We start from the raw sequence: 14,741 nt of genomic DNA, 5'->3' as shown, positions 1-14,741 counted from the left end.
CCTACGCTACTATGAGGCGCTTGTCTCGACGTCGACTGCAGACGATGCAGCATCGAGCGGGTATCCAACCGGCAACCCGTCAGAGCAGGGCACGGTGTCGATTTCGAGCCGGGTACGACCGTCGAGGACGACCGTGGATCGAGCGAACAGATGAGGCAGCTCCCACGGGGGTCCCCCGTGATTGGGGTTGATATCGAAATGTGGGAAGTTGCTGCCGGCGATGTCGACCCGGATTCTGTGGCCGGCGGCGAAGAGGTTGGCAGTATCGGGCAGATCGACGACGAGTTCCGTCTCCTCGCCGATATCAAGCGGCACCTTCTCCTCGTATCCTCTTCGATAGCGTGCGCGTAGGATGCCGTCACACACGTTGAGTGCGAAACCATGCGGCCATTCCTGGCTGGGGGGATGTTCGTCGATGAGCTTGACCGAAACGTCGAGGTCAGGTGTGGAGGCGACGAGGACGATGTGCAGTCTCACTCGACCGGCAACCGTGACGGCTTCATCGAGAGGCGTGCTGCGATACACCAGCACATCCTCGCGTTCGCCGATCTCGGACTGGTCGAATCCGCCACCAGTCATCACCGGAGCCCCCGAGGTGACCTGACCGCCGAGGGTCGGAACTGGGGCCACGGGGTCAGCCACCAGCTCGACCGAGCCCTTTGCCCTGGTCTCACGCGTGAGCGTTCCGTCGGCACCGAGCATCAGCGAGATCCGTTGAGCCGTGGCCGGCGGCCAGGCTGTCCACCGATGCCACTGCCCGCCGTGGAGGAGGCGTCCTTCTGCGTTTCTGCCTCCAGATCCGCCACCCATCACGAACGCCGTGACGGCGGGCTTATCATTTCGAGTGCCCTTGGCAGCTGCATGCATCCACGCGATCCGCGAGTGAGTGTAATCCTGGTTGAAAGCTTGATCCCAGGCGGCCACAGGACCAAACTCGACATCGCCAGATCGGGTCTGTGTGCGCATTCCGTGCAGCCATGGACCCATGATGAGGCGGGCATCGGCGCCCCGAGTGGACTGCTGCTGAAACAGCTCGATCATCGAGCGCACATATGGGTCATACCAGCTGCCGATGGCCATCGTTGGCACGGTTGGGAAACGGTCACCAGAATCGCGGGTATAGACGGCCTCACTGCGCCAACCGTCGTCGAGGACGTCACGACGCCACTGGTCGAACAAAGCGGACTCGTACTCCGGTGCGGCAGCGACCGGAGAATGACCTGGCCGCCACGGGTCGTTCGGCATGCGATCGAACCAGGCGCGAACATCGACGGCTTCAAGCTCCGCGCGTTGCTGCTCCGAACGTCGTTCGACGCTCTTGAGCGCATGACGAACCGCCCACGTAGCCTGTTTCAGCTCGAACGCTCCGCCGTAGCGAATGCCTGCTTCGAACGCACTCGTGAAACCGCCTGAGTCGAGAATCATCGCCATGAGCGCTTCGGGCCCACGCGCCGCAACCGCGGTCTGCACGTGCGCCGAGTAGGAGACTCCCATCATTCCCACACGTCCGTCGCACCACGGCTGAGAGGAAAGCCACCCGAGAGTGTCCTCACCATCATCCGACTCGTTGACGTACTTCTCGAATACGCCACCCGAATCGCCGCGCCCACGGGTGTCCTGACGCACAAGGATGAATCCGGATGCGACGAATCGGGCCGCGGTGGCCTCGGGCAGGGGCACCGGAGTGTTCAGGGCGATGGCATCGGAGGTCCGAATGGAGCGCCTCCCGTAAGGGGTGCGCTCGAGCACTACCGGCAGCGCGCGATCGTCGTCCGGGATACCGTACACGTCTGTTGCCAGAGTGATGCCGTCGCGCATCTGAACCTGGAACGCAATACATGGCACGGGAAGATCTTCAGTCATGCTCACATCGTAGAAATATCAGAGCGCCTGGCAGACAGCATTGACAACCTTCTGCCAACCAGAACCGGTGAAGATAGCTGGGAACCGACGACGGCAGGGACAGTGTGAGTGCCGGAGGAGACCCGCTCCAAGGCGAAGCGAACTGATCCTCACCGGCACCGTAGATCTGCAACCGCACCATACGGTCGAGATCACCGGGACGCGGCGAACTCCGCCAGCCGGTCGCATGCAATCTCAATGGTTTCCGGAGACACGGAGAACGTCAGCCGCAGGTACCCCTCGCCCTGCTCGCCGAACGCCGAACCGGGAATGGTCGCCAGCCCATGGTTCTCGAGCAGTGCGGTGGCCGCCTCCCACGAGGTCAGTCCCCAGTCCTTGATGTTGGCGAAGGCGTAGAACGTGGCCTCGGGGCGGAGCATGCTGATTCCGTCGATGGCCGCAATGCGTTCGGTGATCAGGTCGCGGCGCCGCGCATAGGACTGCACCATCATGTCGACGTCGGTCTGTGGACCTTCGATCGCAGCGAGTGCCGCCTCCTGCACGAATCCGGGCAGGCTCGAGGTGATTCCCTCCTGGAGAAAGGCCATCGGTGCGATGAGATCGACCGACCCGATGACGAAACCGCAGCGCCACCCGGTCATTGCATAGGTCTTCGAGAAGCTGTTGACGACGAGGAACCGATCGAAGCCGGGTCGCACCTCGGCGATGGAGGTGAACTGGGCATCGTCGAAGGTGATCTGGTCATAGACCTCGTCGGAGATGACCGTGAAGCCGAACTCCTCGGCCAGATCGGCGATGGTCTCCAACTCAGCCCGGTCCATGACCGACCCCAGGGGATTCGACGGGCTGTTGATGATGATCGCCGCGGTCTTATCGCTGATCGCGCCACGGATATCGTCGGCGCGAAGTTTGAACCCCGCGTCCTCACGAACCGGCACCGGGACCGCAGCTCCGCCGAGGCGGTGGATCTGTCCCACGTAGTTCGGAAAGCTGGGATCTGGGATAATCACCTCCTCACCAGGGGAGACGGCGACGTCGAGGGCGAAGATCAGCGCCTCCATCGCACCGAAGGAGACCATGACGTTGTCGGCGGTCACTTCACGATTCCACCGGCCCGCGTACTTCGCCGCGATCGCTGTGCGCAGCGGTGGGATCCCGGCGTTGGCCACGTACCGAGTCTGATTGTGCTCGATCCCGCGGATGCCGGCGGCTTTGATGTGGTCGGGAGTATTGAAGTCGGGCTCGCCGACCGTCAGCTTCACAGCATCGGGGTAGTCCAGTGCCAGATTGAACATCTTGCGGATATTCGAGGCCGGGTAGTTCGCGGCCATCGGGGCGATGCGGCGGTAGTCGTTGATCATTGGGTCACTCTTCCTTCTGCAGGCTTCGGTGCTTGCAACGGTATCTTGACCTCCGGGCGCTGGTCTCCCGCGTCCGATTCCTCACGATCCGGCTCGGCCCGGGCAGAAGGTGAGAAGTCCAAGTTGTCGAACAGCGGCCTGGTCTGCATCCAGTCAAGGAGCGCATCGATGAAATGGTTGATGGAGTCTTCCGCATAATGTTCAGACGGCCAAGCGGCCCACTCTTCCATCGACAGCGGGGAATCGCCGTCGGTGAGCGTGAGTGCGACAAGACCGTATTTGGGCGGATCGACCGTGATGACGACCCCTTTCCCGGCTTTGACCATAGCCTGGCCAATGTGAGCACGAGAGACATCCTGCAGCGGACGGTAGTTGACGTGTGCGCGAGACAGCTGTCGGTCGAGGTCGATCCGTGTGCCATTGGACTTGTCCGGCACGATCACCGGCAGAGAGTCGAGTTCGCGGATATCGAGCGAATCACGCTCGGCCAGCTGCGAGGACTCTGGGACCTGGACTGTGAAGGGGATCCGGTAGATCATTCGTGACGTGAATTCCGGAGGCGGGACTGCTGGGGCAAGAGCGAGATCGGCCTCGCGCCGAGCCAGAGCGTCGAAGATCGTGTTGGTGGAACGTTCGACGATATTGGCCACCTCGGTTCTCGAATCGGCGACAAAGGGAAGGATCACACCTTCGGCGACCATGGTCGGGCACACGATCGAGAGGGGAACCCGCTCCTGGCTGAAGGTCGAGATCGCCGACTCAGCTGTTCGCACCTCCTCGATAAGTCGTCGGAAGACCGGCTCGAGTTGGCGTGCCGCGTGGGTGGGTTTCATTCCGGTCTTCGAGCGGATGAACAAAGCGGTGCGACAGCGGTTCTCCAGCGCGTGGATCTGGCGGGAGAGCGCCGGTTGGGAAATGAACCGTTGCGTCGCGGCTGCGGTGGCGGTGCCGGTGTCGAAGACCGCGAGGAAACTGTCGCATGCAGCAATATCCATGCACGGAAGTTATCACAATCCTCAGTAATTAGTATTGGAGTGTATGGAAGGGTTGACCCTAGAGTGGGGCTGTCCAACGTGCATTGACTTAGCCATTCGCATGTTCACTCAGCCATTCGCATGTTCACTCAGCCATTCGTCAACGGAGACCACCACCCATGTCAGCGACAGCTCAGACTGCCCAGAGTGCCCAGCAGCGTCAGAAACGGTCGATCGCCGGCGCCTTCGTCGGCACCGCCATCGAATGGTATGACTTCTTTGCCTTCGGCACGGCCGCCGCCCTCGTCTTCAGCACCGTGTTCTACCCTGACCTGGCGCAAGGATCGGGGCTGCTCGCCTCCTTCGCCACCTTCTGGGTCGGGTTCCTCGCTCGCCCCATCGGCGGTCTGATCTTCAGCCACTTCGGTGACCGAATCGGACGCAAGAACACTCTCATCGTCACCTTGCTCATGATGGGCATCGCTACGACCTGCATAGGTCTCCTGCCCACCTACGGGCAGATCGGACTCGCCGCGCCCATCCTCCTCGTTGTCCTCCGCGCCGTCCAGGGACTCGCGGTGGGCGGCGAATGGGGAGGCGCGGTCGTCCTGGCGACCGAGAACTCGAGCTCGGACAAACGAGGATTCGCCGGAGCCTGGGTGCAGCAGGGCTCACCAGCCGGGTCGATCCTCTCGACGGTTGCGTTCATGCTCGTGGGTCTGCTCCCAGACGAGCAGTTCATGACCTGGGGATGGCGAATCCCGTTCCTGTTCTCCGCAGTTCTCGTCATCGTGGCCCTCCTGATCCGGTCTCGGGTCGAGGAATCTCAGGAATTCGCCGAGGTGAAGGCTGCCGGCGTGACCCCGAAGGTCCCCGTGGTCGAGGCCTTCAGCGTTGCCGGCCTCTTCATATTCTTCGGCGTCCTCGCCTCGATCGTGGGAATCGCTTCGGCGTACTTCAACAACACGTTCATGCTCTCGTGGACGACTGGGATCCTCGGCATGGATCGCACGGTCATCCTCAATCTCATCCTGCTCGCTGCAGTCGTTCAGTTCCTCTGGCAACCCGTGGCCGCGAAACTGTCGGAGAAGTATGGGATTCAGACGATTCTCATCTGTGGCCTCGTCCTCACCCTGATCGTCACCCCACCGTTCTTCATGGCGATCCAGTCGAAGAACGAACTGTTCCTGGCGATCACCCTTGTCATCAACACGATCGGTGCGACCGCGTACTATGCGATGCTTGCCACCGCCCTATCCGATGCCTTCCCGGCACGGATTCGCTATACGGGAGTCTCTTTGGCCTATCAGCTCTGCGCGACGATCTTCGGTGGGTCCACGCCGATCGTCGCGCAATGGCTTCTCAACTCGACCGGAAACAGTCCTTGGTCGGTGATGGCCTTCTACATCATCCAGGTTGTGCTCTCGATTGTCGGGGTCATCGGGCTGTATCGAACGAAGTCCCGGCAGCAGTCGACGACTGCACAGACCTCATCGGTCTGACTCACTCGAAATCTGCGCCATCAGTGCGTCAAGCGAAGAAAGCAGGCAGGAATGAAGATCGACAGCATCTGGCACGGACGTTTTTGGACTGGTGATCCCCAACGGCCAGAAGCGAAGACCGTCGCCGTCCACAACGGTCGAATCATCGCCATCGACGAGGTGGACGGTCTGAGCGCGAGGGAGGAGTTCAGCTTCGGAGACGCACGTGTCATCCCTGGTCTCCATGACGCCCACCACCACACGATGGGCACGGGTGAACAGCTCGCCAACATCGACCTGCGCTACCCAGCGGTCACGAACCTCGACGAACTCTATGCGGCATTGGCGAAGCAGGCGCAGTCACTGCCCGCCGGCGCCTGGGTGCGGGGCAGCGGCTACGATCAGAACCGCCTTGGCGGACATCCCACTGCCGAGGGTCTGGACAAGGTCACCGGTGGGCGCCCGGCGATCATCGAACATGTCTCGCATCACATGATCGTCGCGAACACAGCGGCGTTCGAACGCGTCGGCGCCACGGAGCGACGGAACTACGCGGACATCCCCGGCGGACGGGTCGTTCGCGACAGTGAGGGACGTGCCGAAGGTCTGCTGCAGGAGACCGCCGGTGAGCCGATCCAATTCGAAGCGGCAAAGGTCACCGAGGCGGAATCGCTCAATGCCCTGCGCCTGGCTTCCCAACAGTCGCTCGAGTACGGACTGACCAGTCTCACCGAGCCCGGGATCCTTGTCGGTGGAGCGACAGGCATCAATTCCCCGGTCCTCAACATCTACCAGAAGGCCATTGCCGAGAACGTGCTGCGACCGCGCATGACGGTCATGCCCTTCCACCAGGTCCTTCACGAACTCGAGCTCAATGCCGATGGCATGAAGACACTCGACCTGGGTATTCGTACCGGCTTCGGCGACGAACGACTGCGGTTCGGCCCGGTCAAGATCGTCTCCGACGGGTCACTCATCGGCCGGTCCGCTGCCGTGCACGAATGCTACTGCGGGGAGAACGCGAACCGAGGACTCATGGTCGTCGAACCCGAAGAGCTGCTGACGATCATCCCGGCCTACCACCGGGCCGGTTGGACTGTGGCCACTCATGCCATCGGTGACCGGGCGATCGACCATGCTCTCGACGGAATCGCCGCCGCGGTCGAGGACTCACCGAGGACGGTCAGACACCGCATCGAGCACTTTGCGATCGCCACCGATAAGCAGGTCGAACGCGCCGCCGATCTGGGTGTCATTCCCGTCCCGCAGGGCGTCTTCATCTCCGAATTCGGCGATGGGATCCTCTCCGCCATCGGTGCCGAACGCTCCCAGGGCACCTATCGCATGAGGTCCCTGCTCGATGCCGGAATCGTCGTGCCGGGTTCGACCGATTCGCCGGTCTCCGATGCGAACCCCTTCGCGTCCATGCACGACCTCGTCAACCGGAAGACCTCCTCGGGAGCGGACTTCGCACCCAGCGAGAAGGTGACGATTGCCGAGGCGCTTCGGGCCTACACCTATGGATCCGCCTATGCCGTCGATCGGGAGAACGAGGTCGGGGCTCTGCAGGTCGGACAGCTCGCCGACTTCGTCTCCCTGAGCCAGGACATCCTTTCCGTTGACTCTCCTGAGATCTCTACGATCACCTCCTCGGCGACCGTCATCGGCGGTGAACTGCTCCACGGCGAGGCTCAATGATGTCGCTATTCGTGAAGTCCGGCCAGCCTTGAGCCGAACTGTGCGAGCAGGCTCGTCTTCTTTGCGCCGGTGATGCGTTCCCAGTCGTCGGCGAAGTTGAGGATCTTGTACATCGAGCGAATTCCCAGCCATCGGATCGGCTCCGGTTCCCACTGCCCCGAATAGTGGTCGTTCCACGGCAGAGATGTCAGTGGAGTCGAGATGCCGGCGGCCCGGTCGATCAGGGTCTTCGCCGCCAGATGTGTCGCCGTGACACCGTGGCCGGCGTAGCCGCGAGCGACACCGATGCGCTGACTGTTGTCGAAGAAGATCCCGGCACACCAGTCCCGGGTGACTCCTAGCGCGCCCCGCCACGCATGGGACACCTCGAAGTCGAGCTCGGGGAACAGCGAACCCAAGCGGGTGCGCAGCAGTTCGACCACCTCGGTGGGAACCTGACCCTGACCGGGCAGGCCGGAGCCGAATTCGTACGGTGCTCCGCGCCCGCCCAGGGCAATTCGGTCGTCCTCAGTGCGCTGAGCGTAGATGAAGGTGTGCGCGGTATCGCCCAAACATTCCCTGCCGTGCCAACCGATGTCCTCCCACGCCGAGGCGGGGAGCGGGTTGGTCGCGATCATCGACGAGAACACGGGAATGACCTGGCGTCCCTGCAACCCCGGCAGGTCGCCGCGGACGGTGTCCGAGTAGCCCTCGAGGCACACGAAGATCGTGTGCCCGGTGACCGGGCCGCGATTCGTCGACACGACGCCTTTGCCGATGTGGCCGGCGGTCGTGTCTTCGCAGATCGTCACTCCCTGAGCACGGAGCACGCGGGCGAGTCCCTGGGCCAGAAGAGCCGGGTCAATGCGGGCCGTGCCCGGGACGAACACACTGCCCTGGGCGCCATCGACCCTGATGCGTGTCCGTGTCTCCTCCGCACCGAGGAGCTGCATGTCCTGCGGGCCATAGCCGTATTGCCGGTTGGCGGCGAAGAGTTCGTGGACTCTGGCCATTCCCGCTTCGGTCTGCGCGATGTCGATGTGGCCGCCGCGTATCTGGTGGGCGTCGATGGTCTCCCGGTCGAGCACCTCGAGGACTTCGTCGATCGAGTCGAACAGAGCCGACTGGAACGACTTCACCGATTCCACCCCGTCCTGGTCTGCCGAGCCAACCGGACCCGTGGAGTCTGTGGCTCGGGCACGGTCGACCGCCTCGGCGTACTTGGCCCGGTTGCCGGGTAACAGAGTCGAGAGCCACCCACCGTTGCGACCCGAGGCGCCGAAGCCGATGTGCTTGGCTTCGATGATGGTGATCTGCCAGTCGGGGTGGGCTTGCCGGGCATAGTAGGCGGACCACAGCCCGGTCATACCGCCGCCGACGATGACAAGATCCTGCTTCTCGGTGGGAAGCGGGGAGGAAGTATGAGGCTCGGCGGGTGACTGCGCGAGCCAGTGCGAGGCTTCGCCGTTGAAGTAGGACATGGACCAGTTCTATCCCACTCCGATGACGTGTGTAAATGGTGTGCACGCCGATGCCACCCCGAGTTTTCCACTGTGGCGCTGCTGACGGCGAGTGGTCGTCTTCCTATGAGCGGGCAGGCGTGTCTGTGGCTATTCCACATACCCATCGGTGTTCATTCGTCTTACGGTCGATCTTGCCGCATGACGATTCGCGTGTGGCCGACCCAACGCTCTCAAAGATGAGACAGGAATCCGATATGACACCTCTGGCAGCAAACGACGGCGACATTGCGCGCACTCGCGCCATCGCGGTCGACATGGGCGAGGACTCTCGCACGAATCCGCTCGCCCCGAGTTGACCCGGCTCGCTTCGGGATGACCAGGCTCAGCCCGAGTCGACCGGGTGAGCGTGATCCGTGCTCCGGTACGCCTCTTCCACATCCGTGTGCGGACGAAACACCGCAGAAATCTCAGTGTGTTACAGTTCACAATCAATGATTCAGTACAGAAAGAAAGTGTGATAGTACAGAATGTTCACTTTTCGTTTGTGCACGTCCGAGAAGTCCCCGGGCAGGGCCCGCGAGCGAGTGCTTGACCGTCGCGGCGACTCTGCCGCCCGGACTCTGCTCATGAGTCGAAGGAGAGACCAGTCGTGCTCCACTACCTGATCAAACGGGTTGGTTCCTCACTCTTCGTTCTCTTCCTCCTGTCGCTCATGGTGTTCGCGATGGTGCGAGCCATTCCGGGTGATCCCGTCGCTGCTTTGGTTGACCAGAACAACCCCGACCCAGCAGTGATCGCCTCTCTGCGCCACGAGCTGGGCCTGGACCGACCGTTCTGGATCCAGTACTTCTCGTGGATCGGCGGTGTCCTCCAAGGGGACTTCGGTCAGTCCCTGACAAAGCCCTACACTGTCATGCAGCTGGTGGCCGGTCGGATGCCAGTGAGCATTGAACTGGCTATCATGGCCACGGTCATCGGTCTGGTCATCGGCATCCCCGTCGGATTGTGGGCGGCTCGTCGAATCAACGGTGTGTTCGACACCAGCAGTCGATTCCTTAGCTTCGCGTTCCTGGCGATCCCACCATTCGCCCTCGGCACGGTGCTGCTTCTGCTCAACTCCCTGACCGTGCGGGCTCAGCTCTTCGGCTATGTTCCATTCGCACAGGATCCGGTGAGGAATCTGAGCGTCTTTCTCTTGCCGGCGCTGCTGCTGGGTGTCGTGATGGCAGCGGTGATCATGCGCTACCTGCGCGGAACACTCCTCGACACCTTCTCGCAGGACTTCGTGAAGACCGCTCGAGCTAAAGGGGCCCTCCCCGGGCGCATTATCACCCGGCATGCATTTCGGAATGCACTCATCCCGGTCACCACCGTGGTCGGGATCGAGCTCGGCACTCTCGTGGGAGGGACGGTGGTCGTTGAAACCGTGTTCTCACTGCCTGGCTTCGGTACGACGCTCGTCGATGCGATTCGATCCTCGGACTATCCGGTGATTCAGGCCTGTGTTCTTCTCATCGGCTGTGTGTACGTGCTCATCAACTTCGTCATCGATCTGATGTACCCGATCATCGATCCACGCGTAAGGAGCCTGGCGTCATGACCAATCCGAACACCGGCATTGCCCGGATACCGCGAGCACGCAAGCGGTCAGGCCTGCGCAAGGCGCCGTCTATGATTGCGGGTGCCGTCATCCTCGGACTGCTCGTCTGCTGGGCGCTGGTGATGCTTCTGACACCAACGTTTCCGATGAACGAAACCGTCGGCGACCCCCTGCTCCTGCCGTCGGGACAGCATCCGCTCGGCACCGACCACGTCGGCCGAGACCTGCTCGTGCGAATGGGCATCGCTGCTGGCCTGTCCCTCCTCATCTCTGCCGGTACCGCCGTGCTCGCCGGGGTCGTCGGCACAATTCTTGGCCTGATCGCCGGCTATGCCGGAGGGTGGGTCGACTCAGTGATCATGCGGATCGTCGACACTGTGCTCTCCATTCCAGCGATTCTGGTCGCCCTGATCGTGGGCGTGGCCTTTGGAACCGGGCCGCTGCCACTCGTCTTCGCCCTTGGCATCGTCTTCGCTCCGTCATTCGCCCGAGTAACGAGGGGGCCAGTGCTCGTCCTCAAAGAGCGTGACTTCGTTCGGGCCGCGGAGATGAACGGGGTGGGCCCGGTGCGCATCGCGCTCACCCACCTCCTTCCGAACGCCTTCACTCCGCTCGCCATCAATTTCGCCACGGTGGCCTCGACCGTCGTGCTCGTCGAGGCTGCGCTGAGCTACCTGGGACAGGGAGTGCCTGCTCCCAATCCATCGGCGGGAAGAATGATTAGCGAATCGACGAGATTCATGCAGATCGACCCCCTCCTCGTCATCTTGCCCACGTTGCTCATTGTCGTCCTCGCCATCGCGTGGAATCTGCTGGCCGACGGTGCTCAGGAATACCTTGCGCCCCGTGTCGATGTCGGTCTGCCCGGTTCACGAGGTGGGCCCACGATCCTTCGCAAGTCGAAGACTCCGTCGCCGGCGGGCACCGCGGACCACACAGATTCGACAGGAACAGAAACCGCGCATAAACCCGAATACGTCGTATCGACCGGATCTGAAAGGACACGACGATGAAGAGAAGCATTCGCTCGTCCATTGCCGTGGTGTCGGCCGCGGCCATGCTCATTGGTGTGACTGCCTGCGGGAACACCTCATCGACAAGTGCCGACGGCCCTCCTACCGACGGCGGCACATTGAAATATGCCATTGCTATCCAGCCCCCGGCAGGAGGCATCGACCCGGTGATCGCATCGTCCATCGCAGGCCAGCACCTCATGGACCAGGCGTACGAGCCTCTGCTGTCGAAGGACGAGGCGGGGAAGATCCAGCCAGAGCTGGCGGTGTCCTACTCTCAAGAAGACGAGACGACCTACCGCTTCCAGCTGCGAGAGGGAGTGAAGTTCGCAGACGGGTCTGCCTTCGATGCCGACGATGTCGTCTATTCGTTCGAGCAGTACATGAAGTCGACCTCAGGCAAAGCCGCATATCTGCCCAGTCTGAAATCGGCGAAGAAGCTCGATGAGTACAGCGTCGAGCTCACTCTCAATCAGGCAGACAGCACCTTCGTCAACGCTCTGGCCAACAGGGAGCTATTCCTTATGGTCAGCTCCGATGGATACGCGAAGGCGTCCAAAGAAGACCGTGAGAAGCGCAGCTACGGCACGGGTCCGTTCGTACTCACGGATTGGCAGGACGGAGTTTCGATGACGTTTGAGAAGAATGACGAGTATTGGGCGAAGGACCAGCCCAGATTGGACGGAATAGAGTTTCGCATCATTCCAGATGACAGCACGAGATTGGCAGCGGTCCAACAGGGCAGTGTCGACGCAGCGAGCTTCACCGATGGCGTCACAGCGAAGCAGGCCGCATTCGGCAACTGGACGCTGGGCAAGACCTATTCCACCCAGGCTCTGCCGATCTTCATCAACCCGACATCCGGCCCTTTGAAGGACAAGAAGGTCAGGCAGGCGGTGTCACTGGCACTTAACCGGGACGTGCTCATCAAGACCGCTCAGTACGGTGACGGTGAAGTCTCGTACGCGGCGCCCGCAGGCGACCCTGCTGCCCCAGCGGTCACGGACAGTACTCCCAACTACCAGCGCAATCTGGACAAGGCCAAACAGCTGCTCCAAGAGGCTGAGACACCCCACCCCACCATTGAGCTGTCGTACTTCGGAGACACCTCCCAATCACAGCACCCGATCTACGAGCTCATGCAGCAGCAACTCTCGGACGTCGGTATCAAAGTCAGCCTCAAAGCGAAATCAACGAGCGAGCTGAGTCCGATCTTCACGTCGGGACAGAGCTTTGACGGCCTGGTCTCACTGCCCTGGTCGTACAAGCCGGATCCGACCTTCTACTACGACTCGTTCCTGTCAGAGAATGGTGCGCTCAACCAGTGGAAGGACAATCCTGACGCTGCCAAGGCCATGGAGCTGCTGGCCGAAGCGAAGAAGGAAACCGATGAGGACAAGAAGGCGCGGCTCATCCAAGATCTCGCAGACAACGTCGCCGAGGAGGCACTTGTGATCGTTCCAATGGCTGTCCCGTCGGACTTCGAAGTATGGAATCAAGACGTCCTCAAGGACTACTCCACTGACTACAGCACGTCTCGAATTGCGCTGCGCACCGCTTGGATGTCGCAATGAACCGGGTACAGGCGGGAGGAAACGACGCCCTCGCCATCGAGGGGATGGACCTGCACTACGGTTCGGGAAACAACGTCGTCAGCGACGTCAGCCTGACTGTGGGCAGCTCAGAGATCGTCGGCCTCATCGGCGAGTCCGGCAGCGGAAAATCAAGCATCGCCCATGCTGCTCTCGGCCTCCTTCCGGATTCGGCAGTGGTCTCCGCTGAGAGACTCGAGGTGGCTGGTCGGGACATGATCGGAGCCAAAGAGACGGAATGGGCCGAGGTCCGAGGTCGGAATGCCGGCATGGTGTTCCAGGAACCGATGACAGCTCTCAACCCGTGCGTGAGGATCGGCGATCAGATTGCCGAGGCGCTCTACATACACGGCCATCCGACTAAGCAGGAGGCAGACGCGCGCGCTCTCGAACTACTCGAAGCGGTGAGAATGCCGGATGCCAAGCGACGTATCGGTGCATTCCCGCATGAGCTCTCGGGCGGTCAGCGACAAAGAGTGGTGATTGCGATGGCGATGGTGGCTGGACCACGGCTGCTGGTGGCCGACGAGGCAACAACGGCCTTGGACGTCACGGTCCAGGCACAGATCCTCAAGATCTTCCGTGATCTGCGAGACGAAACCGGAATCGGAATTCTTTTCATCAGCCATGACCTGGGAATAGTCAGCGAGGTGTGCGATCGGGTGGCTGTGATGTACCAGGGACGAATCGTCGAACGTGGTCGAGCTGCAGCAGTTCTCGATGCACCCGAGCACCCTTACACACGAGCTCTGCTGGAGAGCCTTCCGCGCAGAGCGTTATCGCCACGTTCGCCCCTGGCAACCATCGATGCCGTCAGACGGCAGACCATCCAGGAGTTGGAAGACGCATGAGTGAGAGTACGCCGAAGATCGCCGCAATCGACCTCGTCAAAGACTACGGCCACGGCAAGAACAAGTTCCGTGCCCTTGACGGAGTCTCTCTGGAGGTTCCCCAAGGTCAGACTTTTGGGCTAGTTGGAGAATCGGGGTGTGGGAAGAGCACCCTCGCTCGCGCCATCACACTAATGGATGCACCGACTCGGGGGTCCATCGTCATGGATGGGCAGGATGTCACCCACCTTCCGAAGAGACGCCGGAGGGCCTACCGGAGAACGGTGCGAATGGTCTTCCAAGACCCGAATGACTCGCTGGATCCGAGGTTCTCGGTGCGTCGAACACTTGTCGAACCTCTGCGATCCGCCAGGAGCCCGCGAGCCGAATGGGACCGAAGAGCCACCGATGCGTTGGAATCTGTGGGACTCGAACGAGACGTGCTCGACCGCCTGCCACACGAATTCTCCGGTGGACAGCGCCAGCGCATCGCGATCGCAAGGGCGATCATCACCGAGCCGGAGCTCATCGTCTTGGATGAGCCGACCTCGGCGCTCGACGTTTCGGTCCAGGCTCAGGTCCTCAACCTCCTCGGCGAGATCCAGAATGCCACTGGAATGACCTATCTGTTCATCTCGCACAACCTCGCAGTTGTCCGCCACCTGTCCCACCGCATCGCGGTGATGGAGCGGGGGAAGATCGTCGAGCAGGGTGCCGGTGACTCAATCATGGACACCCCAGAGAACGAATACACTCGGCAGCTGGTCTCCTCGATGCCCGGGCTCTATCGGAGCTGACCGGTCCGTGGCGGAGGAGCTGGGGACAGGTTCTCATGGGAGCCCAGATCTGGCATTGGGGTCATGCCCAGCGCACTGCCAGTCAGGAAG

The 14,741-nt window shown here is 61.7% G+C and carries 11 protein-coding genes; 7 read left to right on the top strand and 4 right to left on the bottom strand.

The window, feature by feature from the left end; genetic code table 11:
- Nucleotides 1–9: 9 nt before the first annotated feature.
- The 3 genes from BSP239C_RS12880 to BSP239C_RS12870 form a co-directional block, all read right to left on the bottom strand.
- Nucleotides 10–1,863, bottom strand: coding sequence for a CocE/NonD family hydrolase (locus tag BSP239C_RS12880; protein ID WP_101573488.1), 1,854 nt, complete (start codon nt 1,861–1,863; stop codon nt 10–12).
- A 191-nt stretch (nt 1,864–2,054) separates the two neighbouring features.
- A complete protein-coding gene (locus tag BSP239C_RS12875; protein ID WP_101573486.1) occupies nt 2,055–3,224 on the bottom strand; it encodes a pyridoxal phosphate-dependent aminotransferase in 1,170 nt (389 codons plus the stop codon).
- Nucleotides 3,221–4,219 (bottom strand): LysR family transcriptional regulator, encoded by a 999-nt coding sequence (locus tag BSP239C_RS12870; RefSeq protein ID WP_101573485.1) that lies wholly within the window; start codon nt 4,217–4,219, stop codon nt 3,221–3,223. The genes BSP239C_RS12875 and BSP239C_RS12870 overlap by 4 nt, the downstream gene beginning before the upstream one ends.
- A gap of 158 nt (nt 4,220–4,377) precedes the next feature.
- Here BSP239C_RS12870 and BSP239C_RS12865 point away from each other — a divergent pair, with 158 nt between their 5' ends.
- Complete coding sequence (locus BSP239C_RS12865; RefSeq protein ID WP_101573483.1) at nt 4,378–5,700, top strand: MFS transporter; 1,323 nt, start codon at nt 4,378–4,380, stop codon at nt 5,698–5,700.
- Between the two features lie 51 nt (nt 5,701–5,751).
- Complete coding sequence (locus BSP239C_RS12860) at nt 5,752–7,377, top strand: amidohydrolase (protein ID WP_101573481.1); 1,626 nt, start codon at nt 5,752–5,754, stop codon at nt 7,375–7,377.
- 5 nt (nt 7,378–7,382) lie between these two features.
- Here BSP239C_RS12860 and BSP239C_RS12855 read toward each other — a convergent pair whose 3' ends face one another.
- Nucleotides 7,383–8,837 (bottom strand): FAD-binding oxidoreductase, encoded by a 1,455-nt coding sequence (locus tag BSP239C_RS12855; RefSeq protein ID WP_101573478.1) that lies wholly within the window; start codon nt 8,835–8,837, stop codon nt 7,383–7,385.
- 631 nt (nt 8,838–9,468) lie between these two features.
- Between BSP239C_RS12855 and BSP239C_RS12850 the strand changes: the two genes are divergently transcribed.
- The 5 genes from BSP239C_RS12850 to BSP239C_RS12830 are packed head-to-tail and all read left to right on the top strand — an operon-like array spanning nt 9,469 to nt 14,651.
- Complete coding sequence (locus BSP239C_RS12850; protein WP_101573476.1) at nt 9,469–10,419, top strand: ABC transporter permease; 951 nt, start codon at nt 9,469–9,471, stop codon at nt 10,417–10,419.
- On the top strand, nt 10,416–11,432 hold the full coding sequence (locus BSP239C_RS12845; RefSeq protein ID WP_101573474.1) for an ABC transporter permease: 1,017 nt from the start codon (nt 10,416–10,418) through the stop codon (nt 11,430–11,432). Before BSP239C_RS12850 ends, BSP239C_RS12845 begins: the two co-directional genes overlap by 4 nt.
- Nucleotides 11,429–13,006 carry an ABC transporter substrate-binding protein gene (locus BSP239C_RS12840; RefSeq protein ID WP_101573472.1) on the top strand — a complete coding sequence of 526 codons (1,578 nt, stop codon included), beginning with the start codon at nt 11,429–11,431 and terminating at the stop codon, nt 13,004–13,006. Before BSP239C_RS12845 ends, BSP239C_RS12840 begins: the two co-directional genes overlap by 4 nt.
- Entirely contained in the window at nt 13,003–13,875 is an 873-nt protein-coding gene (locus BSP239C_RS12835; RefSeq protein WP_101573470.1) for an ABC transporter ATP-binding protein, read from the top strand. The genes BSP239C_RS12840 and BSP239C_RS12835 overlap by 4 nt, the downstream gene beginning before the upstream one ends.
- Entirely contained in the window at nt 13,872–14,651 is a 780-nt protein-coding gene (locus tag BSP239C_RS12830) for a dipeptide/oligopeptide/nickel ABC transporter ATP-binding protein (protein ID WP_101573468.1), read from the top strand. Before BSP239C_RS12835 ends, BSP239C_RS12830 begins: the two co-directional genes overlap by 4 nt.
- Nucleotides 14,652–14,741 lie beyond the last annotated feature (90 nt).

This window comes from Brevibacterium sp. 239c (assembly GCF_900169365.1).
Lineage (GTDB): Bacteria > Actinomycetota > Actinomycetes > Actinomycetales > Brevibacteriaceae > Brevibacterium.
The sequence above is the reverse complement of the archived record's forward strand: the minus strand, read 5'-3'. Positions and strand labels throughout refer to the sequence as shown.

Excerpts from the sequence above, each read along its gene's own strand:
- BSP239C_RS12835 (WP_101573470.1), top strand. The coding sequence starts at position 13,003 with ATGAACCGGGTACAGGCGGGAGGAAACGACGCCCTCGCCATCGAGGGG.
- BSP239C_RS12855 (WP_101573478.1), bottom strand. The coding sequence starts at position 8,837 with ATGTCCTACTTCAACGGCGAAGCCTCGCACTGGCTCGCGCAGTCACCC.
- BSP239C_RS12860 (WP_101573481.1), top strand. The coding sequence starts at position 5,752 with ATGAAGATCGACAGCATCTGGCACGGACGTTTTTGGACTGGTGATCCC.
- BSP239C_RS12875 (WP_101573486.1), bottom strand. The coding sequence starts at position 3,224 with ATGATCAACGACTACCGCCGCATCGCCCCGATGGCCGCGAACTACCCG.
- BSP239C_RS12840 (WP_101573472.1), top strand. The coding sequence starts at position 11,429 with ATGAAGAGAAGCATTCGCTCGTCCATTGCCGTGGTGTCGGCCGCGGCC.
- BSP239C_RS12880 (WP_101573488.1), bottom strand. The coding sequence starts at position 1,863 with ATGACTGAAGATCTTCCCGTGCCATGTATTGCGTTCCAGGTTCAGATG.
- BSP239C_RS12830 (WP_101573468.1), top strand. The coding sequence starts at position 13,872 with ATGAGTGAGAGTACGCCGAAGATCGCCGCAATCGACCTCGTCAAAGAC.
- BSP239C_RS12870 (WP_101573485.1), bottom strand. The coding sequence starts at position 4,219 with ATGGATATTGCTGCATGCGACAGTTTCCTCGCGGTCTTCGACACCGGC.
- BSP239C_RS12845 (WP_101573474.1), top strand. The coding sequence starts at position 10,416 with ATGACCAATCCGAACACCGGCATTGCCCGGATACCGCGAGCACGCAAG.
- BSP239C_RS12865 (WP_101573483.1), top strand. The coding sequence starts at position 4,378 with ATGTCAGCGACAGCTCAGACTGCCCAGAGTGCCCAGCAGCGTCAGAAA.